The 23042-nt window shown below is 59.7% G+C and carries 21 protein-coding genes, 2 tRNA genes and 4 pseudogenes; 11 read left to right on the top strand and 16 right to left on the bottom strand.

Going from position 1 to position 23042, the window contains the following annotated elements; translation table 11 throughout:
• Both C9E81_RS21810 and C9E81_RS21815 read left to right on the top strand, forming a co-directional pair.
• The coding region (locus C9E81_RS21810) for an RHS repeat-associated core domain-containing protein (RefSeq protein ID WP_147457644.1) at nucleotides 1-3388 on the top strand (3388 nt) is incomplete at its 5' end.
• A 7-nt stretch (nucleotides 3389-3395) separates the two neighbouring features.
• Nucleotides 3396-3800, top strand: a complete 405-nt coding sequence (locus C9E81_RS21815) for a hypothetical protein (RefSeq protein ID WP_122114479.1) — start codon at nucleotides 3396-3398, stop codon at nucleotides 3798-3800.
• Nucleotides 3801-3813: 13 nt separating this feature from the next.
• On the opposite strand, the gene C9E81_RS21820 is transcribed toward C9E81_RS21815, so the two are convergent.
• Both C9E81_RS21820 and C9E81_RS21825 read right to left on the bottom strand, forming a co-directional pair.
• On the bottom strand, nucleotides 3814-4500 hold the full coding sequence (locus C9E81_RS21820) for an IS6 family transposase (protein ID WP_122114480.1): 687 nt from the start codon (nucleotides 4498-4500) through the stop codon (nucleotides 3814-3816).
• 81 nt (nucleotides 4501-4581) lie between these two features.
• Nucleotides 4582-4986 (bottom strand): annotated as a pseudogene (locus tag C9E81_RS21825) (IS1634 family transposase); the annotation flags it as partial.
• Nucleotides 4987-4992: 6 nt separating this feature from the next.
• Here C9E81_RS21825 and C9E81_RS21830 point away from each other — a divergent pair.
• Nucleotides 4993-5281 (top strand): annotated as a pseudogene (locus C9E81_RS21830) (hypothetical protein); the annotation flags it as partial.
• A gap of 120 nt (nucleotides 5282-5401) precedes the next feature.
• Here C9E81_RS21830 and C9E81_RS21835 read toward each other — a convergent pair.
• On the bottom strand, nucleotides 5402-5725 hold the full coding sequence (locus C9E81_RS21835; protein ID WP_122114481.1) for a hypothetical protein: 324 nt from the start codon (nucleotides 5723-5725) through the stop codon (nucleotides 5402-5404).
• Nucleotides 5726-5754: 29 nt separating this feature from the next.
• On the opposite strand from C9E81_RS21835, the pseudogene C9E81_RS21840 reads away from it, so the two are divergent.
• A pseudogene (locus C9E81_RS21840) lies at nucleotides 5755-5970 on the top strand (transposase); the annotation flags it as partial.
• Nucleotides 5971-6215: 245 nt separating this feature from the next.
• On the opposite strand, the gene C9E81_RS21845 reads toward C9E81_RS21840, so the two are convergent.
• The 6 genes from C9E81_RS21845 to C9E81_RS21870 form a co-directional block, all read right to left on the bottom strand.
• Nucleotides 6216-7334 (bottom strand): ABC transporter ATP-binding protein, encoded by a 1119-nt coding sequence (locus C9E81_RS21845; RefSeq protein ID WP_122114482.1) that lies wholly within the window; start codon nucleotides 7332-7334, stop codon nucleotides 6216-6218.
• Nucleotides 7334-8101 (bottom strand): tyrosine-protein phosphatase, encoded by a 768-nt coding sequence (locus C9E81_RS21850; protein ID WP_122114483.1) that lies wholly within the window; start codon nucleotides 8099-8101, stop codon nucleotides 7334-7336. Before C9E81_RS21850 ends, C9E81_RS21845 begins: the two co-directional genes overlap by 1 nt.
• On the bottom strand, nucleotides 8101-8967 hold the full coding sequence (locus C9E81_RS21855) for a carbohydrate ABC transporter permease (protein ID WP_122114484.1): 867 nt from the start codon (nucleotides 8965-8967) through the stop codon (nucleotides 8101-8103). Before C9E81_RS21855 ends, C9E81_RS21850 begins: the two co-directional genes overlap by 1 nt.
• A complete protein-coding gene (locus C9E81_RS21860; protein ID WP_122114485.1) occupies nucleotides 8957-9907 on the bottom strand; it encodes a carbohydrate ABC transporter permease in 951 nt (316 codons plus the stop codon). The genes C9E81_RS21855 and C9E81_RS21860 overlap by 11 nt, the downstream gene beginning before the upstream one ends.
• A 64-nt stretch (nucleotides 9908-9971) precedes the next feature.
• Nucleotides 9972-11264 (bottom strand): ABC transporter substrate-binding protein, encoded by a 1293-nt coding sequence (locus C9E81_RS21865; protein WP_122114486.1) that lies wholly within the window; start codon nucleotides 11262-11264, stop codon nucleotides 9972-9974.
• An 85-nt stretch (nucleotides 11265-11349) separates the two neighbouring features.
• On the bottom strand, nucleotides 11350-12213 hold the full coding sequence (locus C9E81_RS21870) for a metallophosphoesterase (protein ID WP_122114487.1): 864 nt from the start codon (nucleotides 12211-12213) through the stop codon (nucleotides 11350-11352).
• A 114-nt stretch (nucleotides 12214-12327) separates the two neighbouring features.
• Here C9E81_RS21870 and C9E81_RS21875 point away from each other — a divergent pair, with 114 nt between their 5' ends.
• Nucleotides 12328-12951 carry a TetR/AcrR family transcriptional regulator gene (locus C9E81_RS21875; RefSeq protein WP_122114488.1) on the top strand — a complete coding sequence of 208 codons (624 nt, stop codon included), beginning with the start codon at nucleotides 12328-12330 and terminating at the stop codon, nucleotides 12949-12951.
• A gap of 229 nt (nucleotides 12952-13180) precedes the next feature.
• On the top strand, nucleotides 13181-13342 hold the full coding sequence (locus C9E81_RS21880) for a tautomerase family protein (protein WP_122114489.1): 162 nt from the start codon (nucleotides 13181-13183) through the stop codon (nucleotides 13340-13342).
• Nucleotides 13343-13372: 30 nt separating this feature from the next.
• Here the strand turns inward: C9E81_RS21880 and C9E81_RS21885 are convergent, their stop codons facing one another.
• The 4 genes from C9E81_RS21885 to C9E81_RS21900 are packed head-to-tail and all read right to left on the bottom strand — an operon-like array spanning nucleotide 13373 to nucleotide 17924.
• Complete coding sequence (locus C9E81_RS21885) at nucleotides 13373-14962, bottom strand: gamma-glutamyltransferase family protein (RefSeq protein WP_122114490.1); 1590 nt, start codon at nucleotides 14960-14962, stop codon at nucleotides 13373-13375.
• Entirely contained in the window at nucleotides 14946-16463 is a 1518-nt protein-coding gene (locus C9E81_RS21890) for a tripartite tricarboxylate transporter permease (protein WP_122114491.1), read from the bottom strand. Before C9E81_RS21890 ends, C9E81_RS21885 begins: the two co-directional genes overlap by 17 nt.
• Before the next feature lies 1 nt (nucleotide 16464).
• A complete protein-coding gene (locus C9E81_RS21895) occupies nucleotides 16465-16980 on the bottom strand; it encodes a tripartite tricarboxylate transporter TctB family protein (protein ID WP_122114492.1) in 516 nt (171 codons plus the stop codon).
• On the bottom strand, nucleotides 16977-17924 hold the full coding sequence (locus C9E81_RS21900) for a tripartite tricarboxylate transporter substrate binding protein (RefSeq protein WP_122114493.1): 948 nt from the start codon (nucleotides 17922-17924) through the stop codon (nucleotides 16977-16979). Before C9E81_RS21900 ends, C9E81_RS21895 begins: the two co-directional genes overlap by 4 nt.
• A gap of 135 nt (nucleotides 17925-18059) precedes the next feature.
• Between C9E81_RS21900 and C9E81_RS21905 the strand changes: the two genes are divergently transcribed.
• The 3 genes from C9E81_RS21905 (at nucleotide 18060) to C9E81_RS21915 (ending at nucleotide 19445) form a co-directional block, all read left to right on the top strand.
• Nucleotides 18060-18944, top strand: coding sequence for a LysR substrate-binding domain-containing protein (locus tag C9E81_RS21905; RefSeq protein ID WP_122114494.1), 885 nt, complete (start codon nucleotides 18060-18062; stop codon nucleotides 18942-18944).
• A 344-nt stretch (nucleotides 18945-19288) separates the two neighbouring features.
• Nucleotides 19289-19362, top strand: a tRNA-Gly gene (locus C9E81_RS21910).
• A 6-nt stretch (nucleotides 19363-19368) separates the two neighbouring features.
• A tRNA-Arg gene (locus C9E81_RS21915) sits at nucleotides 19369-19445 on the top strand.
• Nucleotides 19446-19823: 378 nt separating this feature from the next.
• On the opposite strand, the gene thpD is transcribed toward C9E81_RS21915, so the two are convergent.
• Nucleotides 19824-20990, bottom strand: a complete 1167-nt coding sequence (gene thpD / locus C9E81_RS21920) for an ectoine hydroxylase (RefSeq protein ID WP_243698773.1) — start codon at nucleotides 20988-20990, stop codon at nucleotides 19824-19826.
• Between the two features lie 347 nt (nucleotides 20991-21337).
• Here thpD and C9E81_RS21925 point away from each other — a divergent pair, with 347 nt between their 5' ends.
• A complete protein-coding gene (locus C9E81_RS21925; RefSeq protein WP_122114496.1) occupies nucleotides 21338-21535 on the top strand; it encodes a hypothetical protein in 198 nt (65 codons plus the stop codon).
• 25 nt (nucleotides 21536-21560) lie between these two features.
• Here C9E81_RS21925 and C9E81_RS21930 read toward each other — a convergent pair whose 3' ends face one another.
• Together C9E81_RS21930 and C9E81_RS21935 are read right to left on the bottom strand one after the other, a co-directional pair.
• A complete protein-coding gene (locus C9E81_RS21930; RefSeq protein ID WP_122114497.1) occupies nucleotides 21561-21827 on the bottom strand; it encodes a hypothetical protein in 267 nt (88 codons plus the stop codon).
• 10 nt (nucleotides 21828-21837) lie between these two features.
• Nucleotides 21838-22278, bottom strand: coding sequence for an SOS response-associated peptidase family protein (locus tag C9E81_RS21935; protein WP_166462008.1), 441 nt, complete (start codon nucleotides 22276-22278; stop codon nucleotides 21838-21840).
• Nucleotides 22279-22376: 98 nt separating this feature from the next.
• On the opposite strand from C9E81_RS21935, the pseudogene C9E81_RS21940 reads away from it, so the two are divergent.
• Nucleotides 22377-23042 (top strand): annotated as a pseudogene (locus tag C9E81_RS21940) (IS5 family transposase); the annotation flags it as partial.

The following is a 23042-nucleotide window of genomic DNA, read 5'->3' on the forward strand; positions in this document are numbered from 1 at the left end:
TCGAGTTGGCCAGAGTTTCTACCATCGGGCGGAGAAACTTGTCGCCATGCGCAAGGGCGATGCCGACTGGACCATTCGAAAAAGCAATGGTCTTCTTTATCAGATGAGGGAAGACCCGACGGGTCGCACATGGCTGCGTCTATCGCGGATAGAGGACGATAACGGTAATTGTGTGACAGTTGAATATGACGATCGGGGCAACCTTGCAGAGGCCGTCGGGACGGACGGAATTCGCTATCTGTTCATTAGCGATGATCATGAGCGCATCCGCGCGATCGATAAAATGGCCGGCGAAGAGCGGGTGAGGCTGGTCAATTACGGCTATGATGATCACGGTGATCTGATAACGGTCACCGACCGCAGCGACATTCCCTTCAGCTACGGATACCGTCGCCACCTGTTGGTTCGCGAGACACGGCGCAGCGGGCTGTCGTTCCATTTTGAATGGGACGATCTGACGCGAGGCGCCGACGCCCGGTGCATCAAGACATGGGGTGATGGCAATATCTATTACCGAGAACTGACCTACCAGCCTGAGATCCGGCAGACAACTGTCACCAGCCTCGCGGGCGCGACAGAAACCTATCGCTACAACGAGATCGGCATCGTCACCGAAGTCACGACACCGCTCGGCGCAACATCGGTGGCAAGCTTCAACCGCTTCGGGGAAATGGAGGCGTCAACCGATCCCAATGGCGCGACCAGCCGATGGCGGCACGACGCCTATGGCCGAATCGTGGCCTTCATCGACAAGGATGGCGCCACGACACGCTATATCCACGCCAACGATAATCCCGAAAGCCCGTCCTTTGACGCGGTCGTCAGTGAAACCGATCCGCTCGGGATCGAGACGACCGCCAGCTACGATGCGCGCGGCAACCTGATCGCGTATACCGACGCTTCGGGATATACTGTGCGGATCCTGCGCGACCAGCGCGGACTGCCCTTGAATCTGCAGGACACCGAAGGCACATTGTCACGCTTTTCGTGGACCCGCGACGGCAACTTGCGCGAACAACGCGGCTCGGGGGGCGGCTCCGTCAGCTTTGAATACGACATTTTCGGGCGCCTTGTCCGTGAGACGACCGAGGGCCTCGCACCGGTCGAATATGGCTATGACCAACTGGACCGGCTAACGTGGATTGTGCTGGGTGATGGCTCCAGTTCGACTATGCTGCGCGATGCGGATGGCCGGATGGTCGAACTGCATGAGCCGGGAGGCGCCGTTCATCGTTGGGAATATCGCGGCCTGCCGGATCCGGTGTCGCGGATCAATCCCGACGGAACATCCTTCCGTTACGAATACGATACCGAACTGAACATGGTCCGCCTGATCAACGAGGTTGGCGATGAATATCGGCTGGACTATGACGCCGATCAGCGGCTGATCGCCGAAACCGGCTTCGACGGACGCAGGCAAACCTATACCTACGATCCTGCGGGCAATGTGATCAGGGCCACCGACGGCAACCGCGTGCACGAGTTCACCCGGGATCCGGTCGGCCGACTGCTGCGGCGCGACAGTTCCGATGGCGGCTGGTCGCTCTTTGGCTATGACGGCGCCGGTCGGATCGTGCAAGCCGACAATGCGTCGAGGAAACTCGGCTTCGTCTATGATTCTCGCGGGCTGTTGCTGTCCGAGATGCAGGACGGCATACAGACGACCCACGCCTATTCGCCGCGGGGCGAACGTATCACGACCTTGCTGCCTGATGGCCGCTTCATCGGTTTTGGCTATGATCGGAATGGCGCATTCGATCGGCTTTCCTTCAATGGTCGCGATATCCTTAACCTGCGACGTGACCGCATCGGGCGTGAAATTCTGCGTAACACCGGCAGTGTCACCCAGCAGACCGACTATGACCCCCAGGGCCGCATCCGTCGCCAGACTGGCTATCGCGATGCGCGCCAGCAACCCATTTTCGCGCGAAGCTATGGTCACAACGCAGCGGGGTTGATTGGCCGGATCAAGGACGTGGCGCGGGGCGAGCGCTCCTATCTTTACGATCAGCGCGAGCAGCTGCGCCGGGTCACGGGCAACCGCGAGGAACTGTTCGACTTCGACCCGGCGGGCAACATTCTGGCTGATGCCGAGACTGCCCGCGACGCCTCGGTCCGCCATGGACGGCTGCTGATGTGCGGCGACAACCATTACGAATACGACGATGCGGGCAATCGCATCTCGCTTCGACGCGGCCATGCCGGTTCCCATAAATACAGTTACAGCTATGACGCGCTGAACCAGTTGACGACGATTCACGAGGTCAGGGGGCGAACGCAGCGGGTAACAAGTTTCGCCTATGACGCATTTGGGCGTCGGATCAGTAAGAGCCATCGCGAAATTATTGTTGCCGCCAACAGGACGGGTGCTCCCGATGAGGCCACCGAGATTGCCGAACTGGTGCGCGAGGACACAACCTGGTTCCTGTGGAATGGTGATGTGCTGCTTGCGGAGGGCAAGGGCGATGCTGCCGGTGCGGTCGATGCTGCGGCCGTCGTCTATGTATTCGAACCCGATAGTTTCCGCCCCGCCGCACAGATTCGCCGTCATTCACCCGATCAGAATGGCGAGGTGCTGATCTACTGGAACGATCACCTCGGCACGCCGCAGGAAATTACCAATGAGCGCGGAGAACTGGTCTGGCAGGTGGCGCTGAAGGCCTGGGGAGGCATCGACCGGATCTTCCTTGACCGCGCCGAGAACAACATCCGATTTCAAGGACAATATTTCGACGCCGAAACCGGGCTCCATTACAACCGTTTTCGTCATTACGACCCCGCTGCCGGCTGCTTCATCAGCCAGGATCCGATCGGCCTTTCCGGGGGCGAAATCCTGGCCGGTTATGCCCCGAACACGACACATTTCGTAGATCCGTTCGGCCTGACGGACTGGGACGACTATCGCGCACAGCACAAGGGCACCGGCATGACACCCGATCAGATGTCGGCCGGTTATCGCAATACACCGAAATATATCAACCGGCACTCCCCTTCGGCTCACGGCAATTCGCTTTCAAACAAACCGGCAGTCCTCTATGCTATCACCGACAAGGACGGCAATTTCCAGAAATGGGGCATCACGCAAGAGACCAGAAACCCGCGGAACCGCTATAGTGGCCCAAGAAGCTTCGATGGCCAGAAACTTCCGGCCAACTGGCGCATAGAGCGCGTTGCCATTGGCACCAGATCTGAAATGGCAGCACTCGAGCGCAGCCTGACCACCGTTGCCGGGGGGCCGAAAAACAAGGAATCCTGGTCAAGCTTCCGCAACGGTCGGCCGAGTGCGCTGGCTGGCGTCACCGACCGGATCCGAAGTGGTGATACGCGATTTACCGAGCGGCAACGGCTTGCTATCAACAATGCCCTATCGATGGGCTGTAAGTTCTAGGAACGACATGAGCAAATTCATCACTCGCAGCGATTTCGGCGGCCCATCGGTTCCGAATGAATACCGGACCGAACTGACACAGATCATCAACGAGATGGAGGCAGTGCCGCTTGCCTACACGATTGATGTGATGATCTATGTTGGCGGCGATTTCCTCGAGATCACTGATCCGACCGGCGTCTATTCCCCGCGCGTGTCGGTAGCCAAGAAAACGGCCAGTTGCGTCATCCAGATGAATACCGAGGAGGTTCTGGCATCAAAGAACCCCCGGGCCTTCATGCGAACTACAATCCACGATGCTCTGGTCGAGATGATCGCCCGGATCGCTGCTAAGGACAAAACCGTCGATGCCGGTATGGAGCGGGAAAAGATTGGTTGTATCGCAAATTTCAGCCCTGGCGTGGATTGGTAGCCTTCGGACAGAGCTATTCCGCCAACCCAGCGAAGACCTGGAAGGGCGACCGGTTTTCGTTGGCGAACTGCCCCTTGCGGATCATGTGGGCGATCTCGATCCCGGCCAGCGTCGCTACAGCTGAATTCAACGCCTTGAAGCCCATCATAGGGTCCGTGATGCGCTTGATGAAACGATGATCCTGCTCGAGGATGTTGTTGAGGTATTTCACCTGCCGGATCTCGATCATCGAGCCGCCGCCGGTGAATTTCAGGATGACGTTCACCGCTTGCAAGCCGGCCAGATTGGCGCCGCTCTTGTCTATGACGATCCGCTCCGGAGTACCGTTGCGGGCAATGGCCTTGCTGAAGAAACGGTGAGCGGCAGGCAGGTCTCGGCGTTCCGACAGCATAAAATCCACGGTTTGACCGTCACGGTCAACAGCACGATAGAGATAAGTCCATTTGCCACGGACCTTGATATAGGTTTCGTCAGCCCGCCACGACATGGCCGTCGCCCGTTTGCAGACCTGGGCACGACCGGCAAGAAGCGGCGCGTATTTCACCACCCAGCGGTTCAGCGTCGCATGGTCGACCTTCACGCCGCGTTCGGCCATGATCTCCTCAAGGTCACGGTACGAGACCGGATAACGAAGGTAGAAGAAGACGGCGAACAAGATCACGCTCCTTGGGTACTGTGCGCCCTTGAACGATATCGCCATCCCATGTCCTCGCTTCTCTGCTCAGTGCAACCTTACTTGTAGCCTCGTGGGGCCAAAGGCGAAAGTCTGCGACACAACCCTCTTGAGGACCCTGAAGCCGCGCTCAATGTCGGCCAGCGCCTTAGCGGGAGACGGCTTCTGACGGCGCGAGATCGGGAGCGTTGGTGATCAGAGCGAGCTTACCATCGAAGATTCCCGCATCTGCGATCGACTCTTCGTTCACGAACCAGCTAAATCGATCGGCTTGGAGGTTAGCTTCGATGAAGCGGGGGAGTTCAGCTTCGGCCATCGCGCGGGTGAAGCGGCTAAAGGCATCCCGGTCAGATGCCCACCGTCCACGAGCCGTCTGCCTCTCATCCTGAGCATAGAACTTGGCCAACATCTTGTCAGCCATGGCGTCCAGTTCGGAATACGCGCCCGGCGTCTGTCAGCCTGCTCCGCAGCGCGCAGAGGAACATGGACAACGATCAGGCGGTGGCCAGCGAACAGATGCCGACACTCGCCAAATTGCTGCGACGACGCAGCGCCATCGAGCCGGATGTCAATCGGACATATGAAAACCGATGGTCACTTGGCACGTTGTCCGCTAAAGGGGCTGATCGGCGATGCGATCTTTGCCGTCCTGTGCGGATGCGGTCACAACATCCGCAAGATCCTCTCCCATCTCAGGGGTCTCTGGGCTGAAATCTGGGCCGCAATCCTGTGCGCTATAACACTTACCGATCCAATGAGGCCCAACCAACGCCCTTATGATCCAATAGCAACTGCTTGTTCAGCGTGAACTAATCAGTTTCACCCGATTTCAGGGCTAATATCATGTTCGTGAAAGCTTATCGTGAGATCAGCCTGAATCAATTGCTGCGAATCGCCGATGGGGAAGTCACCCGAACTTGCCGCTACGTCACCGTGTCTCAAAGGCAACTTTGCCGTGATCACCAGCCATCAGGAACCGCTTTAATCCCCAGCCAGACCGGAAAATGTAGGGCGGGAGGGCAAGTGAGTAATGACCGCAATTTAGCCTCAACATCTCTGGCACAGCGCCGGCGTCCTTCAGTGACTGGACGAAACTATCCGAGACTTCAGGTAAGATAACCTTGTCCCTCTCCGCAATGACGACATGCAGATCAAGATTCGAACGAACCAGCCTGTCAGAATTGTTTTCGAGGTTAAGCGGGCTCCATGCCCTTCTGAGGGCTTTGTTGCGCAAAAGGTTGACGGGATTCATCTTGTGAATCCAGCGTGATATCTTTGGGCATGAGCAGCTGGACCCCGACGAAATACAAGACCACGAACTGGTCGTTCTATAATTCCGCCCCGAAGCGCCGTGGCTCGCTGACCATCTGGTTTGATCCATCGATGATCTGGTCGCCGCCTCCGAGCGGCAAACGAGGTCGCCAGCAAGCTTACAGCGATGCCGCCATCCAGGTTTGCCTGACGCTGAAGGTGCAGTTTGGCATGCCGTTGCGGCAGGTACGCCCACAAAAAGAAACACATGAAACGAGCCGCCCGGGTGGATTCGAGAGTGCTCTGAAGGCCGCTCGTCAGGCCTTCTCCGAGCTCGGACCCGACAAATCGTCAAGCGCTTCTGGTGCGAGCCGACGCAATCTGGAGGCGCTCAAGCGGTGTCAAATCCTGAAGCGTGGGGCCTGTGGATGTATTGCAATTAAGGGTACAAAAGTGCTCCAAAATGCTCTGAATCCGCAGATTCTGATTAATTAGGGTACAGTGACACTTTCTGTCGGCGCGAGAGTCCCTGCTGTTGCGGTGCTGGTCAGGCGCAGGCCGGTTTCCAGCGAGAACGCGTGCAGTTGTCGTGGGCCTGGCAACAAACCGAGACGGGCGCCTTCGCGCAGGCGGCTTTCGCGCGGCAGAACGGCGGTCACAAAGGCTTCACCTACCCGGCAATGGGCGATCCGCGTGCCTCCCAGATCCTCGATGAGATCAAGTACCGCAGGCAGACCCGAGGTATCGGTTTCCGCTATGGACATGTCCTCGGGTCGCACGCCGAGCACGAAGGCGCTTCCCGGAGCCAGATCCAGACGTCCGGGAAACTCGCGGTCCGGGGCCAAGTCGCATTGGATCCCTCCTTCGGCCCCGATCCGTGCGGTGAAGAGGTTCATCGCCGGCGAACCCAGAAAGCCCGCGACAAAGGTAGAGGCGGGACGGGCATAGACCTCGGAAGGCGGGCCGATCTGCTCGATCCGCCCGCTGTTCATCACAACCAGCCGATCCGCCATGGTCATCGCTTCGATCTGGTCATGCGTCACGAGGACCGAGGTGGCCGAAAGCTGTCGGTGCAGGCGCCGCAATTCGATACGCATCTGGACCCGCATCTTGGCATCGAGATTCGACAGGGGCTCGTCAAAGAGAAAGAGTCTTGGCTCGCGCACGATGGCACGGCCCATGGCGACACGTTGGCGCTGACCGCCCGAAAGCTGCTTTGGCCGGCGGTCGAGATACGGGGTGAGCCCGAGAATCTCCGCCACCTGGCGCACGCGGGCGTCGCGCTCTGTGCGCGGCAGCTTTGCCAGCTTCAACGGATAGCCGATATTCGCCGCGACGGTCATGTGTGGGTAAAGCGCATAATTCTGAAACACCATTGCGCAGCCGCGGTCGGCCGGATCGAAATCGTTCACCACCTGTCCGGCTATGGCGATTTCACCGGAGGTCACGCTTTCCAGCCCGGCGATCATCCGCAGCAGGGTGGATTTGCCGCAGCCAGAAGGGCCGACGATGACCACGAATTCGCCTTCCTCGAAGCCGAGATTCAGCCCGTGCAGCGCCTCTGTATCGTCATAGGATTTCCGCAACTCGCGGATCGAAACATAGGCCATCACGCAGCTCCTTCGGCAAGCATGGGTTGCAGCAGGCGGGCGCGCAAGCGGACGATTTCCTCGGCACGCAGGCCCTGGGCCAGAAGATAGGCTTCGGCCCCGCCATACAGTTGGTCCAGATATTCCAGGAATGCTTCCATCGTGCCCGCTTCGCTCAGCAAAAGCGGCGACGACAGATCAATAAAACCTTTCAGTGGGTCTTTGGCTTCCTGTTCGGCCCGAAGTGCGGCGAACATGGCGGGCGCGTAGTCGCCCGTCAGCACGTAATCCGCCACGATATCCGTTCGTGACGCACCTGCGAGCAACAGGAGGAAGGCGGCGATCATGCCAGTTCGATCCTTGCCGGCGGTACAGTGAAACAGGACCCCGCCCGGTGCCTCGGCCATCAGCCGCAGAACCTGCGCGAACTGCTCGCCGCGCTTGTCCAGTGCGGCGCAGTAGAGTGCCAGCAGAACATTCTCGGCATCGGCCATTCCGGGCTGTGTCGGATCAAGCCCCTCGAAAAGCGAGACATGGTGATAACTCACGCTGCTCTGCCCGGTGAAAAACGGATTTGGCCTTGCGGTGATCTCGGTGTCGTGGCGCAGGTCGATCACCGTGCTGCACCCGATCGTGACCAGTGTCGCCATGGCATCGGGGCCTAGCCGGTGCAGGCTGTCCGCGCGCCAATACCGGCGCCAGGCGGTCTGGCCTTTTGCGGTCCGATATCCGCCAAGGTCGCGGAGGTTGAAGCTGCCTTGCAGCGGGATATGTCTGGTATAAGTCATCAGCGAAGTCCGGATTTCATGAAGGAGGCGATCACCTGGCGTTGCAGTACCAGGTAGATGAGGAGGATCGGCAGGCTCGCCATCGTCGAGGCCGCCATCAGCGGACCCCACTGGGTGCCCTCGGAGGTGATGAACATCTGCAGTCCGATCTGCACCACCGAGTTTTCGGGAGTGCGCGACAGCAGCAGTGGCCAGAAATATTCGTTCCACGTCGAGATGAAGATCAGGATCGCGAGCGAGGCCAGCGTGCCGCGCAGGTTGGGGACGATCACTTGCCAGAGGATATGTGCATGGCTGGCACCGTCCATCCGCGCGGCTTCGATCACCTCCGAGGGAAAGCTGCGCATGGACTGGGCCAGCAGCATGATGGCAAAGGCCGATGCCACATGTGGCAGGATCAGCGCACCAAGGGTGTCGATCATGCCGAGCCGCGAAACCAGCAGGTAGTTTGGGATCATCACCACCTGCAGCGGCACCAGCCAGGTAAGCGCGATGGCGCCGAAGAACAGGGCCGAGCCGCGAAACCGCCAGCGGGCGAAGGCATAGCCTGCAAGGATGCCGGTGACGAGTTGGATTACCGTCACCGTGAAAGAGACGATGAAGGTGTTTACCAGCATTTGCCGGATGGGCACCGCCCGCAGCGCATAGGCGTAATTTTCCAGCGAGGCGGTATCGGGCCAGAGCCTTGTCGAGAAGATCGCGTTCTCGGGGCGCAGTGAGGTGACGATCATCCAGTAGATTGGGAAAACGCAGATCAGCGCTGTGAGGATCATCAGCCCGTGGCCGATCCCGGCTTCCCACCGGGCCGGCCGGGCGCGGCGAGCAGGGCGCGGCATTGCGCCGGGAAGGGTTGCATCAATCGTCATGGAAGGAAAACCTTGCCTTGAGCGCGAAGAGCGCCATTGCGAGCAGGCCGAAGCCCACGAACAGGATCACCGCCGAAGCCGAGGACCAGCCCACCGACAGTGAACCAAAACCAAACTGCCACAAGAGGTAATAGATATTGGTCGTGGCACCCAGCGGCCCGCCCTCAGTCAGCACATGGATATAGGCAAAGCTCCATTGCGCCCCGAGCAGAACCACCATCAGCACCAGGAGCAGGATGGTCGGCGACAGGAGAGGCAGGCGGATGTCGCGGACGATTTCCCAACGGGTCGCCCCGTCAAGCCGTGCGGCTTCGATCAGGGCTTCGTCGATCGAGGCGTTGGCGGCGGCGAGGATCAGCGTGGAGAAGCCGATCAGTTTCCAGCCGGTGATGAAGGTGATGGTCCAGAGTGCGATGGACGCGTTCGAGAGAAATCCGACCGGCTCCAGCCCCAGACCCTGGAGCGCGAGGTTGACGATGCCGTGGTTTGAATCGAGCAGCCAGCGCCAGACCGCGGCGCCCACTACCGGCGGAACGATCATCGGTACGAAGATCAGTGCGCGATAGAGATTGCGGCTGCGTGCAGGCAGATCCTGGGTGAAGATCGCTATCGCCAGGGGCAGCGCCACGGCGAGCGGCAACAGTCCGAGCAGGTAGTACCAGGTGTTCGCCAATGCCTGCCAGAATTTCGGCAGGGCAAAGATGTTGCGGTAGTTCTCGAGCCCGATCCAGACCTTGGGAGTGGTCGGCAAGAGGTTCCACTGCTGGAAACTCAGCATAAAGGCCCGGGCGAGCGGCTCGTAGATCCAGACCACGAAGCACAGGATCGCCGGCAGCAGGTAGAGATAGGGCCGCAGCCGCCTGTAAAGCCGCTGCCGCGGGGTGATCTCGCGCGGGCGGGTTCGGGACAGGGTGGGCAGGGAGGAGGAGGTCTCTGTCACGTCATGGCTCCGGACTGGGCGGACGCCGCCATTCCGGCGCCCGGTGATTTGTCATCGGGTTGGCTCAGGGCAGCAGGTTCTGCGCCTGTGTCTGCGCCGCTTCCAGAATGCCCTTCACATCGTCATTGTCGCCGAATGTCGCCTGCTCCATCGCATCCATCATCGAGGTTGCGATCTGCAGGTAATTAGGGCCGGGCATCGGCACCCATGGCTCCAGCACGCTCAACTGATCGAGATTGGGCTGGAGCAGCGGGTGATCCTTGACCCACTCGCCCAGATATTCGGGATCCTCGACAATTTCGGGGCGGAGCGGCAGATAACCGATTTCGGACGTGATGATCGTGTAACCGCGCTTGGAAGTGAGGTATTTCATCAGTTCCCATGCGGCGCGCTGCTTGAGCGGCTCAGAGGCGTGGATCACCAGTGCAGAGCCCGAGTTGTTTGGCCGAACCGGCTTGTCTCCGAAGCGCGGCATGGTGGTGGCGCGCAGATCGAAATTGCCTTCGGCGCCGTCTACCAAAAAGCCCTGGATCGCCGAGGTTTGCAGGTACATGGCCGTGTTGCCTGCGGCCATTCCCTCCATCTGTGATGTGATGTCGAGATTCTTGGTAATCCCCAGTTTCGCCAGTTCGCGCAGCATCTCGACTGCCTCGACACTTTCGGGCTCGGCAAAGGTCATTTGCGTGCGATCCTCGTTGATGACGGCGCCACCATTCGAACGCACCACGCCTTGCATCAGCCAGTCCATTGCCGAGGGGCCATAGATCCCAGTGGCCAGCGGCAGCGCGTCGGTTGCCTCTTTCACGTTCAGACCGGCCGCCTTCACCTCTTCCCAGGTTTGCGGCGGGGCATCGGGGTCCAGGCCAGCCTCGCGGAATATGTCGGCATTGTAGAAAAGGATCGGCGTCGAGAAAGTGTAGGCCAGACCGTAGGTCTTGCCGTCCAGCCGTCCAAGCTCCAGCCCGTTGGGTACCATACCTTCCAGATGGGCGTCTATCTCGGCCTGTGGAATGATATCCTCGAGAGCCACGGCACCCAGGTTTTTTGAAGCGAAATCAAGGGCGTTAAATCCCATCTGCGTCAGGTCTACCGGTTGTCCGGCGACGATGTCGGCCTGTACGCGGGTGACGAAATTCTGCGGACTCACCGGGATGCCTTCGACCTTGATATTGGGATGGCTGGCTTCGAACTCGGCGATCATTTTCTTGGTGGCCTCCGCACCGTTGCCTGCCGAGGAGAGGTTGTAGTTGTAAAAGGTGATGGTGACAGGCTCGGTCACTTCGGCGGGAATGGTCTGGGCATGACCGGCCGTTGCGCCAAGGGCCAAGGCCAGGCCTGTGAGGATGGTCGTCTTCATTATATTCTCCACTGGGTGTGTGGTTTGGGCGGGTCGTCTTGTGTGATGCAGAGGGTATCCGCCGGGACACCGCCCACCGGATGCCTTACTCGGCCGCAGCCTTGTGCGCGGCGACGTAAGCGAGGATTTTCTGCATATCGAGCTGGTGACGCAGTGCCCGGCTTTGCGGATGGGCGACGTAGGTGACTGTCAGCCCCGAGGGCCGCAGTGCGCAAAGCGCGAATCCCGTGGCGTCGAGCATGTTGAACTCGTCAGGCAGGGCGACCGCATCGGTTGCCGCGTGATGGCCCATGCCGATGATTACCGGCACGCCGTGCCAATGCGACACACGGTCAAGATGGATGTGGCCCGAGAGAATGCCCACCACATTCGCGCCCGCGATGGTCTGCCGCAATTCATCGGTCGCCAGGCGCGAAAGCGATTCCCATTCCATCTCGGTGTCCTGGGTATCGATCATCGGCGCATGGTGCATCACCAGGAGTTTCGGCAGTTCGGGATGATCCGCCAGCCGGGCCTTCAGCCAGTCGATCTGGCCAGGTTCCCATGCCCCGCCGATTTCGCCCGGAATGGAGGAATCGAGCAGGATGACGTGCAGCCCGCAAATTACATGGTCATGGTCATAGGGTGTAGATGGATCGCGGTGCAGTTCCGGGAAAGCCGCCGAGAACCCATCACGGCGGTCGTGATTGCCAAGTGCGAAGAACACAGGAATATCGAGATCCGCCTTTGCGAGGATCTTGGAAACCGTACGATAGGCTTCGGGTTCGCCGTGATTGGTCAAATCACCCGAGGCGATGATGAATGCGGGTTTTTCGGACATCCGCCGAATTTCGTTCAGGCTGCGTTCCAGCGTGGCGCTCGTGTCGTTGAATAGCATGTCGTCCTCGGTACCCGGGGCATTCACATGCAGATCAGTCAAGTGGATGAAAGTGATAGGCGGGTGCTCCATTCGGGGGCTCCTTCAGGATAAACGGTTCGATCGGCCGGCGGCTTTAAGCGCTTGTGCCGAGTCGAGCGGTTGTCTATCTTGCGTTTGTGACGTCTGAATGAAGGTTCATTCAATATGGATAAAACCCTCCCGATGCGTGATCGTATCCTTGAGGCCGCCGCTGAAATGCTGGTGGAGCACGGTACGCAGGCCCCCATGTCCAAGATTGCCGCGCGTGCCGGCGTGGCGGCCGGTTCCTTGTATAACCACTTTGAATCAAAGGATGTTTTGATACGGGCCGTTTATGACCAACTGGCTGAAATCATTAATGAACGCCTTCTGGCGGGGGATCGGCCAGAACTCTCTCCCGATGCGCGGCTATCGTGTTACATCGACGACTATATCGAGTTCATCTGGAATGATCCGAAGCGCGCCACGCTGTTCGAATATCTCTCGAATGTGCCGCTGGTGGCGCCGGAGGAGATGGTACGCACCTTCGCGCGGAGTTCAGATTATATTACGGAGCTTCTGCGCGAATTGCGTGCATCTGGCTGGCTTGCCAAAGGAGAACTGATCTGTATGGGTGGGTTCATCGGGGGTGCCATCCGCAACAGTCTGAAATGGTACCGGATCCATGATCGTCCGTTAACCGGGGCCGATCGGGAGCAGATCAAGAATATGTGTTTCAACGCTCTCCGCGCTCCTGAGTCCGAAGGGACCCGTTTTTTGGATAAGACTCTTCCAAGTTACGCGAAATGAGATGACAACTGCTGCAGATATGCTGGGTATAATCAGGCCTCTGCCAAGCATGGAGGTTTTTGTGACCCGCCTCTGACCCACGAAACCAGGTGTCGGATCTGGCTCAAATCAGGTATCCGGCTTTTATTGTCAGGTCAGACAGGCCCAGCCTGTGAATCGGCATCACCGATTGACCCTGCCCCAATTTGGAAATTCAATAACTTATGGTGCCGATCGGCGTTGGAACCCCATGCCGATTCACAAAAAAGTGACCAACGCGATGGTGGAAGTCGAAGGTGAGGGCATGCGCGGCGTAACCTGGGTGTGGGTCAAGGAGGTGCGGAACGGCCAATGGGGCATTGGAGGCAAAACGCCGAGCGCTAGCGACATCAAGGCGATGGCCGCAGGCTGAGAGAAGGCTTGGGCTGAGCCGTTCGGAGCCTTAGAATCCGGCGGCCTGCCCATCCTTGCGCGGATCCGAACCTGCCGCAAAACCGCCTTCCGGGAGGCGATGCACCAGCTGCGCTCCACCGAAGCCAAAGGCGTTGTCCGGCGCTTCGATCTGCACCCGGTGACCGAGCGCCTTCAACCCGTTCAACAGGTCGGGGGACATGCTTGGCTCGCAGGCCACGTCCAGCCCCTCGATCATCCGCCAACGCGGCGCGTCGGCGGCTGTCTGCACGTCCTGCTCCCAAAGCTCGGTGCGCAGCAGCAACTGCATATGTCCCTGTGCCTGTATCGGCCCCCCCATCATGCCGAAAGCCATCAGCGGCTGACCGTTCTTCATGGCAAAGCCCGGGATGATCGTGTGGAAGGGTCGTTTGCCACCTGCCACCCGGTTCGGGTGTCCCTCCTCGGTTGTAAAGCCAAAGCCGCGGTTCTGCATCGACACGCCAGTGCCCGGCACCACCACGCCCGAGCCGAAGCCGGCGTAGTTGGACTGGATGAAGCTTACCATCATGCCCGAGGCATCGGCGGTGTTGAGCAGCACCGTGCCGCCGCGTTTCGGCGCGCCGGGGCCGAAATCCTGCGCCTTCTTCTCGGAGATGAGCGAAGCACGAGATTTGAGGTACTCGGCGTCCAGCAGCGCGGTCTCGTCCACCTCGGCCATGTGATCGCGGTCGGCGACAAAAGCGTGCAGGTCAGCATAGGCCAGCTTGATCGCCTCTATCTGCAGATGTACGGCTATCAGATCGTCCGGCCCGTGATGGCGGATCGAAGTGTGCTGCAGCATCCCCAGCGCCATGAGCGCGGCGATGCCCTGCCCGTTCGGAGGGATCTCGTGTAATTCCACGTCGTCAAAGGACTGGCTGACTGTGCCGCACCAGTCGGGCTTGTGGCTGGCGAGGTCTTTCATTGTCATTGCGCCGCCATTGGCCTGGGCGAAGGCGGCGATTTCCTCGGCGATCTCACCCTCATAAAAGGCGCGGCCCTTGGTCTCGGCGATAGCCTTGAGCGTGCGGGCGGCGCCGGGGTTGCGGAAGCGCTCGCCGGCTCTCGGCGCTCGACCACCGGGCATGAAAGTTTCGGCAAAACCCGGCTGCTTGCCCAGCGTTTCGGCTCCCCTGTCCCAGAGCGTAGCGATCACCGGTGAGACGATGAACCCCTTTTCCGCATACCTGATGGCAGGTGCAAGGATGGTCGCCAGCCCAAGCTTGCCAAAGCGCTCCGACAATTCGACCCAGGCGCTGACCGCGCCGGGCACGGTCACCGCGTCCCAGCCGTGCTGGGGCATGCCATCCGGAAAACGCTCGGGCGACCAGGCTGCAGGCGCGCGGCCTGAGGCGTTAAGTCCGTGCAACTGCTTGCCGTCCCACAGGATGCAGAATGCATCTGAGCCGAGCCCATTGCCCGTGGGCTCCACTACGGTCAGCGCGGCGGCGGTGGCAATCGCAGCGTCCACGGCATTGCCGCCTTGTTGCAGGATGGTCAACCCGGCCTGCGTGGCCAACGGCTGCGAGGTCGTCACGACGTTCTCGGCGAGAACCGGAGAGCGGCGCGACGGGTAGACGGGATCATGACGCAGACGCATCGGTATTTCTTTCAGGGGTTTTACGGTGTTGCAGATGGCCGCGGATAGCCCAGGCAATCGAGAGCACGGCCGCGATGAGGAAAATGAGGCTGATCGGCCGGGTGAGGAAAAGTGCCGGATCCTCGTTGGTCATCAGCGCTCGGCGCAGATTGGTCTCGGCAATCGGGCCAAGGATCACCCCCAACACCAGCGGCGCCAGAGAATAGCCGAGCGCGCGCAATGCGTAGCCTGCGACACCGATGAAGCCCAATAAATAGAGGTCGGTCACCCGGTTGTTCAGGGCGAAGGAGCCAACGACGCAGCAGACCATCACCACGGGCACAATCAGCCATTTCGGCACCTCGGCGACACGCAGAAAAAGACGCATCGACAGTACCGAGACGATCAGCATCATGAGCGAGGCGACGGCCATGGCGACGAACATGCCGTAGACGAGGTCGGCGTGATCCATGATCAGCCGCGGGCCGACGGAAATGCCATGCACCATCAGCGAGGCCATCAGGATCGCGTCCACTGCAGAGCCGGGAATGCCGAGCCCGATCAGCGGAATCAGCCCGCCGCCTGCAGTGGCCGAATTACCCGCCTCCGAGGCGACGACGCCCGCGGGGTTGCCCTTTCCGAAACTTTCCGGGTCCTTCGAGTTGCGCTTGGCTTGATCGTAAGCGACGAGGTTGGCGATCGAGCCGCCCGCTCCCGGCAGCGCGCCGATCAGCACGCCGACAATAGACGAGCGAACCAGGTTCACTGGCCGCATCAGCACTTCCTTCATCACCTTCCAGGTCTGGAAATCGATGGCGCCGGTCACCAATGCATTGCCCGAACGGACGGATTCTGCATCCTCGACCTCGGAGGTGAGCTGCGAGATGGCGAAGATGCCGATCAGCACCACGAGAAACGGCAGGCCCGCTTGCAGCATCTCTACACCGAAATCGAAGCGAGGGCGGCCCATGACCGGGTCGGCGCCGACGGTCGAGATGGCAAGCCCGATGAGGCCGGCCAGCATGCCGCGGATTACGCTGTCCCCGACAAGGCTGGCGACGATGGTCAGGGCGAAGACGATTAGCGAGAAATATTCCCACGGGCCGAGCTTCACCGCGAACATCGCCAACGGCGGTGCAGCGACGATTAGCACCACGGTCGAGATAATGGTGCCGAAGAACGAGGCCCAGACACCGAGCGACAATGCCCGGCCGGGCTCGCCGCGTCGCGCCATGGGGAAGGCGTCAAAGGTGGTTGCAACCGACGACGGCGTACCTGGGATGCCGAGCAGCGCCGCCGAGATGAGACCGCCAGTGTAGCCGCCCACATAGACCGAGAGCATCACCGCGATGCCTTGAAGGGGTTCCATGCTGAAGGTGAGTGGCAGCGTCAGCACGATGGCCATGGTGACGGTAAATCCGGGAATTGCCGCAGCGATGATCCCAGCGATCGAGCCGGCGAGCATGTAGATCAGCGTGGCAAGCGTGAAAATCTGCGCAACACCGGAGAGGAAGCTCTCCATGTCAGAGTACCCCGCGCGGCAGGAAGACAGTGAAAACCTCGGCAAACAGCCAGTTCAGTCCAAAGGAAAAGATTGCCGCCACGATCATCGCGATCACCAGCGTCGCGGGACGGCGTGGCATCAGCACCAACTCGAGTCCGAGGATGAACATGAAGCTCGCGATGGAAAAGCCGAGGAGCGGGATCAGGATCAGGTAGCCCGCCAGTGCCGCCAGCGTGACGAAGACAAGATAGCGCTGCTTGGCCCAGGCCACTGTCTGGGCGGTAAAGCGGCCATAGGCTCCAGAGGGTATTTTCCGCAGCGCGTCGATGATGGCGATCGCCGCGACGAGCGCGATGCCGGCAAAGACAATCTTGGGAAATGCGCCCGCGCCGAGACGCTCGAAGCGCGATGTCGGGATTCCGGCCGCTGTAAAAAACAGGCCGACCGCAGCGATAAGGATCAGCACATAGCTCAGGAGACGGGCGATCTCGCCCGCTTCCCTTGCCAGCTTCTCGTCGTGGCCGGTCGCGCTCACGGTGCCAGAACCTCGGCGAGTGACTTCACCGTCTCATCGAGCTTGGCGAGATAGTCGCCATAGGCATCCCGACCGCGGAACATCACCGATGCACCGGCATTGTTGGTCTGCTCGATATAGGCTTCGTCTTTCGACAGTTCCTCAAGCGCCGCTTCCAGCGTATCGCGGGCCTCTTCCGGTGCGCCCTTTGGCATGACGATACCGCGAGTCACCTGCAGTTCGAGATCGGCACCAAGTTCCTTGAAGGTCGGCACGTTCGGCGCTTCTGCCACACGTTCCAAAGAGCCCACTGCGAGGAACTGCAGGTCACCGTTGTCAACGAACTGCTTCGACGAGGAGATATCACCGATAGCCGCGTCGAGGTTGCCGCCCACGAGGGCGCGGATGCGTTCGCCGGTACCTTCGTAACCGACATACTGGAACTGTAGCCCATAGGCTTGTTCGATCATTGCCGCATGTAGGTGGGGTACACCGCCCAGTGTCACTCCAATGGTGATCTCGCCCGGATGTTCCTTGGCGTAGGCAAGAAACTCCTCGAAGTCAGTATAGTCATCGGTCGGGTGCACCACCAGGTATTGCGGCGAGGCGGTCATCAGAGCGATTGGCTCGAAATCGCTCCACGCAAGATCGGTGATGCCAGTCTCGGTCGCAACCAATAGGCCTTCGTGCACCTGGCTGATGGTGTAGCCATCGGCATCGCGGCGCGAGGCCTCGCGCAAACCAACCGTACCACCGACGCCAGGCATATTGATGATCGGCATCTCGATGCCGAGATAGGGCTCGATGTTGCCGGCGATGAGACGCATCAGCGTGTCCGACCCGCCGCCCGGCGACCAGGGCACGATGAACTCGACCGGGTGGTCCGGGTAGTCCTGCGCACTGGCGGGCGCGGCGATCATGGTGGCGGCGGCAAGAAGAACGGCAAATCCCGTGCGGAGTTTCATTGGGAGGCTCCCTGTGTTCAGGCCAGCGGTTCATCCGCCGACGTTCTGGTTGGGTAACGCCAGGTTAACACAAGGCAGGCTCACACAAAGCGCGTAATTATTGCCACTGTTTTCAGTTTTACTTATCTTGCAGCGATGGACACACGTCAGCTTCAGACACTTCTCGCCATAGAGCAGCATGGCGGCTTTGCGGCAGCGGCGCAGGCGATCAACCTCACCGCCTCAGCGGTTAGCCAGCAAGTATCGGCGCTGGAAACCGAACTGGGCGTGCAGTTATACGATCGAACCCGCCGCCCACCCTTGCTCACCGCCAAGGGAGCCGAGATGCTGCGTTCGGCACGGCAGATTCTTCGCATCGTGACCGAAACCAAGGCCTCGGTGACCGGCGGAAATGTCAGTGGCACGCTAGCCTTCGGCACGTTGCGCACCGGGGCGAACTCGCTGGTACCGAACGCGCTGGCGAGTTTGCAGAGACAATATCCAGATCTCTGCTACCGGGAGCGTATCGGTATGTCGGAAGAGTTGATGGCAGAGGTTGTCTCTGGCCAGCTCGATGCGGCGCTGGTGGCCGATCACGTGGCGGTGCCGCCAAGCCTGCACTGGACCGAGGTGTTGATTGAGCCATTGGTAGTGATCGCCCCGCCTGGCACCGGCGGGCTGGCGATCAACGATTTGATTCGCCGCGTTCCCTATATCCGCTACCGCACGCAGGTGCCGCTGGCGCGGCAGATCGATACGGAAATTGCCCGGCTCGAGGTTGCGCCGCGACAGGTGGTGTCGGTGAACACGATGTCGGCGATCGTGGGCTGCGTACGAGCCGGGATGGGATTTGCCATTATCCCCTACGTCGCTCTGCAGGACTCCATCACAGCCGCTCTTGACTGGTTTCCATTCGGCGCGCCTCCGATCCAACGCCGGCTCGGCGTAGTGCAGCGCCCAACCAATAGCCGCGCCGAGGTCCTGTCAGCACTGATCGCCGCACTGATTGAGCAGGGACGCCCACGCGACGATTGGGATTGAGCAACCCGGAATGTCATTTCCGATCTTCGATCAACCCGCCGCGATTGGTCGTCGCCAATGAGCGGTTAGATTGACACGCCCAGAAGCGCTAGAATGCCGATCAATCGGGTGGCAGCCGAGATTTCTTGGCTCAGCTAGCAAAGCAGCGTCGGAAATGTATGCGTCGAACATACATACATCTTCAAATACACCGGACCGGGTAACAGCAATGATCGGCGCCGAGGAGGTTGAGCCTCGCCGTGCCATCTTCACAATCTGCCAAGCTGCCGCTATCAAAGACGTATGAAACGAGGACACACCAGACGAATCAGGGCTTGACCCTTTTACTCCGCCTAGGCGCATATGCTGGTGTAGTTCAGTGGCAGAATGACAGGTTTCCATCCTGTAGACGCGGCTTCGATCCCCGCCACCAGCTCCATTACTTGCGCATGTAGCTCAACGGGACAGAGCAGGGAATTTCTACTTCCACGGTTGAGGGTTCGAGTCCTTCCGTGCGCACCAGGTCCACTAAGCGGTTTTCATCGATTGTGCTGAAGAGGCGTAGATGAATGCCCCTGCCAATCATGTACACCGCGACAGGAGAAGGAGCACAATGGACAAGGCCCAACGCCCGAAATTTGCCTCCTATATGCATTCCGCTGTTTCACCGGCCGTAAGATCCACCAGGCCGATTCCCAGATCGCCGCGATTGCTCGCGTGGCTGGCGCCTCGTATTTTTCAGTTCATCCCTGCGAGTGCTGGGAGCACTGGTGCGTACAGCAGGTCTGGACAATTAATTGATGCCCACCAACACACGCGAGAAATTCCCGACATTCGGAATGGTTCCCCAAGTATGCGGTGCCGCGATGCGCGGACAAGCGCATCGAGGCTTTACCTGGATCAGGCGAAGTTGCCTTTCACAACCTTCAAGGCTTTGACGGGGCCGCGATTCGCCAGGAAGTCCGGCCGCGGCTTCGGGGCCGCGAATGGCGTGGTGACGGCATTGGACACCGCGTTATAGACGAAGAACGCGTTTGAACGCGGGAACGGCGTTACATTCCCGTTCGAGGCATGCATCGTATTGCATTCAAAAAAGATGACCGTTCCCGCTGGCCCTGTCGCGGAATCCAAACCGGCTTGTTCAGCCATCTTTTCCAGGAGTTGGGTCGAAGGCACACCAATCTCCTGCTTTTTCAGGCTGGACTTGTGATTGTCCTCCGGCGTCTCTCCGGAGCAGGCGATGAACTTGCGATGTGACCCCGGGATCAGCATCAGCGGTCCGTTCAGTTCCGAATTATCGGTCAGAAGAACCGACGCCGACACGGCCCGCATCCGGGGCATCCCGTCTTCGGCATGCCAGGTCTCGAAATCGGAATGCCAGTAGAACTCTTTCCCGGCGAAGCCGGGCTTGTAGTTCAATCGGCTCTGATGAAGATAAACTTCATCGCCCAGAAGAAAACGCGCAATATCAGCCAGCCGCGCGTCGCGTGCCAGCCGCGCAAAGGTTTTACTATGATCATCCAGGCGAAAGACGGTGCGAACGGCATTCGTGCCCGGTTCGGTGACCAGATCCTCGGATCGGATATCCGAGGCATCGGCACGAATGGCGGCCGAGGCGTCGATCAGCTTGCGCACTTCTTGCGCAGTGAAAATGTCGCGGCGGAACAAGTAGCCTTTCTCTTCGTAATGACGGGCTTCTTCGAAAGTGATCGGCGCGTCCTTTGACCACTTGGACCATATGACGGGATCCTGCCGCTCGATAATACGCTCTTCATCAGGCAGGCGCGTCGGGTAGCTGTCCTGCCCCGTGAATTGCTTCGATGGGTGCACGACGGTCATGTTGATATCCTTCTCGTTTAAGTCTCCATTTCCCGCGACCCGGCAAAGTCGAGCCGGAAATCGCGACATACGAACACGGGCTTTTCGTGCGCGTTCGACCGTTCCGGTCGGATGGCAAGGGAAGAAGGGAATCGGCTCCAGTGGACCGATCAGCCCGGAATACAGTCGACAAACAAGCCCGATGTTAGTGACGTACTCCCAAGCCCGCGCCGCCCCGCCAATCCACATAGTTTCTGTGCTTGAACCATCCGTTCTCGCGGCGAATACCGGGTGATCGGGACGTAAGGTTCAGCTAATCGGACACTCCCCCGAAAGCAACACTCGTCGGTCGATTTTTGCTCATGGCTACGAAGCTCTCCCACTTCCGTGATCGGCCAGCAATAGGTACGAACCAACCGCCTTGATGAGCTGTCGAGGATAATCGGTGCGACATCTGACCGCAGATGCCGCGATTGATGGTGCCGGCCGCGCGCCCCACGTCTGAACCACTCCCTGTTGAACTGCCTGCGCCTGTTGACCTTTCTCTGGCGCGGGCCTTCTCATGATAAAATCGCGGCAGAATCAGAGGAGGCGCCATGACGGAGGCATCTGATCAGTTCGAGGCTGCGATCGAAGCGCTTCACGGGCTGCTGGTGATGGCGGTGGAAACGCCCGGAGCAATTAGCGGTCGGGCCGAGCTACGCGACTGGCTGCACTTGTCGGCCGGAAACAGGGAGAACAATGGCGATTTCGGCGCGGCACGGATACTGGATCGGCTGGCACGCGGCGAATAACAGCATGAGCGGTCGACGGTCGTACCTATGATGACATGGTAACCTTTTCGACCCACTCTTCTGCGTCATACCCTCCACCGGCCGACACCTCCACTCGGACCGGGTGATCCTTCACCCATTTCGCGCGGCGCTTGGCGTCATCGATGGCAGCCTTGCGGTCAGTGTAAAACGCCTCGGGGCCAGCATCGTCATCATCGTCATATTTCGGCCCCGATACCAGCCAGATCATGGGATCGGATTCGCTCGCGTAAACGCCGATGAATAGTTCTTCGTCTTCGTCTTGATCAGCCATTTCTTCCTCCTCAAACAGGGTTGTCGACCAGCTTCAGGGATCCGTCTGGTAACGGTCTCTGCAGCTCGGCGGCCGGTATGCCGCCCATCCAACTGTCCCATTCTTCCGGCTCGGTCAGGATGACCGGCATGGCCTTCGGGTGAATTGCCTTCACCTCGGAGTTTGGTAGGCAGGTCAGGAAGGCATAGAGATCGTCTGTCGTCTCGCCTTCCTTGACCTTGCGGACATTGGTCCAGCCGCGCACCTCGATGCCGGCAAAGAACATCGGCTTGTCGTCGGTCGATGCGAACCACTGGTTGCCCCTGCCTTTGCCGCGGGGCTCCGCGAAACTGCTGACGGGCACCAGGCAGCGATGATCCTTGCCGAGCCTGAGGCGTTCGAGTAAAGGCACACCCTCGTGTCTGTACTGAGTGGAAATGTGATTATCAGTGTGTTCGAATATACGTCCCATTGGGACAGTTACCCTGCCGGAAGTCCAATCTACGTTGAACATCAATAGATTAAACATCATCGCTCCAATATATCAGGCTGTTTTTTGTATAGTGAAATGGCCCGTTACATTTGTTGATCGACAGCACCGGCATCAAGGCGGAAGGTGAAGGGGAGTGGAGTGCGCGCAAGCACGGTGGCCCCAAGCGCCGCATCTGGCGCAAGGTTCACATCGCGGTCGATGAGGAAACGCTGGAGATACGGGCCGTCGAAGGTGAGCAGGCGAACGCCATGGGTTCAAGTGAGCCTGCTCACGGAAGTCATATCGGTGATGCACCGATGTTACCGGAATTGCTCGACCAGATCCCACCCGATGAGGACATCGGTTCCGTGACCGGTGATGGGGCTTTTGATACCCGCAAGTGCCATGATGTGATTGCGGATCGAGGGGCAGAGGCGTTCGGGCATTCTCTCGAACCAATGGCGTTCATGCCCTCACTCCCGCCACGCAAGAATGCCAAACCATGGAAGCCGACAACTGCCGGCGCGCGCGCCGGCAACGAAATCCTCCGGGCCGTCAAATATCTCGGTCCTGCGATCTGGCGACGATGGAGCGGCTATCATCGCCAAAGCCGCGTCGAGGCAAAGATGCATTGTGTAAAACGTCTGGGCCAGAGCCTTATGGCGCGGGACTTCGACCGGCAGGTCGCGGAGATACAAATCCGCTGCGCCGTCATGAACCGTTACACAGCTCTCGGCACGCCCATGACAATGGCCGTAGGATAA

This window comes from Paracoccus alkanivorans, from assembly GCF_003697785.1.
GTDB lineage: Bacteria > Pseudomonadota > Alphaproteobacteria > Rhodobacterales > Rhodobacteraceae > Paracoccus > Paracoccus alkanivorans.

Coding starts and splice junctions, on each gene's coding strand:
- C9E81_RS21835 (WP_122114481.1), bottom strand. CDS start 5,725: ATGAATCCCGTCAACCTTTTGCGCAACAAAGCCCTCAGAAGGGCATGG.
- C9E81_RS21845 (WP_122114482.1), bottom strand. CDS start 7,334: ATGGCCTATGTTTCGATCCGCGAGTTGCGGAAATCCTATGACGATACA.
- C9E81_RS21885 (WP_122114490.1), bottom strand. CDS start 14,962: ATGCGTCTGCGTCATGATCCCGTCTACCCGTCGCGCCGCTCTCCGGTT.
- C9E81_RS21855 (WP_122114484.1), bottom strand. CDS start 8,967: ATGACGATTGATGCAACCCTTCCCGGCGCAATGCCGCGCCCTGCTCGC.
- C9E81_RS21815 (WP_122114479.1), top strand. CDS start 3,396: ATGAGCAAATTCATCACTCGCAGCGATTTCGGCGGCCCATCGGTTCCG.
- C9E81_RS21875 (WP_122114488.1), top strand. CDS start 12,328: ATGGATAAAACCCTCCCGATGCGTGATCGTATCCTTGAGGCCGCCGCT.
- C9E81_RS21925 (WP_122114496.1), top strand. CDS start 21,338: ATGACGGAGGCATCTGATCAGTTCGAGGCTGCGATCGAAGCGCTTCAC.
- C9E81_RS21935 (WP_166462008.1), bottom strand. CDS start 22,278: ATGGGACGTATATTCGAACACACTGATAATCACATTTCCACTCAGTAC.
- C9E81_RS21900 (WP_122114493.1), bottom strand. CDS start 17,924: ATGAAACTCCGCACGGGATTTGCCGTTCTTCTTGCCGCCGCCACCATG.
- thpD (WP_243698773.1), bottom strand. CDS start 20,990: ATGTGGATTGGCGGGGCGGCGCGGGCTTGGGAGTACGTCACTAACATC.
- C9E81_RS21890 (WP_122114491.1), bottom strand. CDS start 16,463: ATGGAGAGCTTCCTCTCCGGTGTTGCGCAGATTTTCACGCTTGCCACG.
- C9E81_RS21850 (WP_122114483.1), bottom strand. CDS start 8,101: ATGACTTATACCAGACATATCCCGCTGCAAGGCAGCTTCAACCTCCGC.
- C9E81_RS21930 (WP_122114497.1), bottom strand. CDS start 21,827: ATGGCTGATCAAGACGAAGACGAAGAACTATTCATCGGCGTTTACGCG.
- C9E81_RS21865 (WP_122114486.1), bottom strand. CDS start 11,264: ATGAAGACGACCATCCTCACAGGCCTGGCCTTGGCCCTTGGCGCAACG.
- C9E81_RS21880 (WP_122114489.1), top strand. CDS start 13,181: ATGCCGATTCACAAAAAAGTGACCAACGCGATGGTGGAAGTCGAAGGT.
- C9E81_RS21870 (WP_122114487.1), bottom strand. CDS start 12,213: ATGGAGCACCCGCCTATCACTTTCATCCACTTGACTGATCTGCATGTG.
- C9E81_RS21905 (WP_122114494.1), top strand. CDS start 18,060: ATGGACACACGTCAGCTTCAGACACTTCTCGCCATAGAGCAGCATGGC.
- C9E81_RS21820 (WP_122114480.1), bottom strand. CDS start 4,500: ATGGCGATATCGTTCAAGGGCGCACAGTACCCAAGGAGCGTGATCTTG.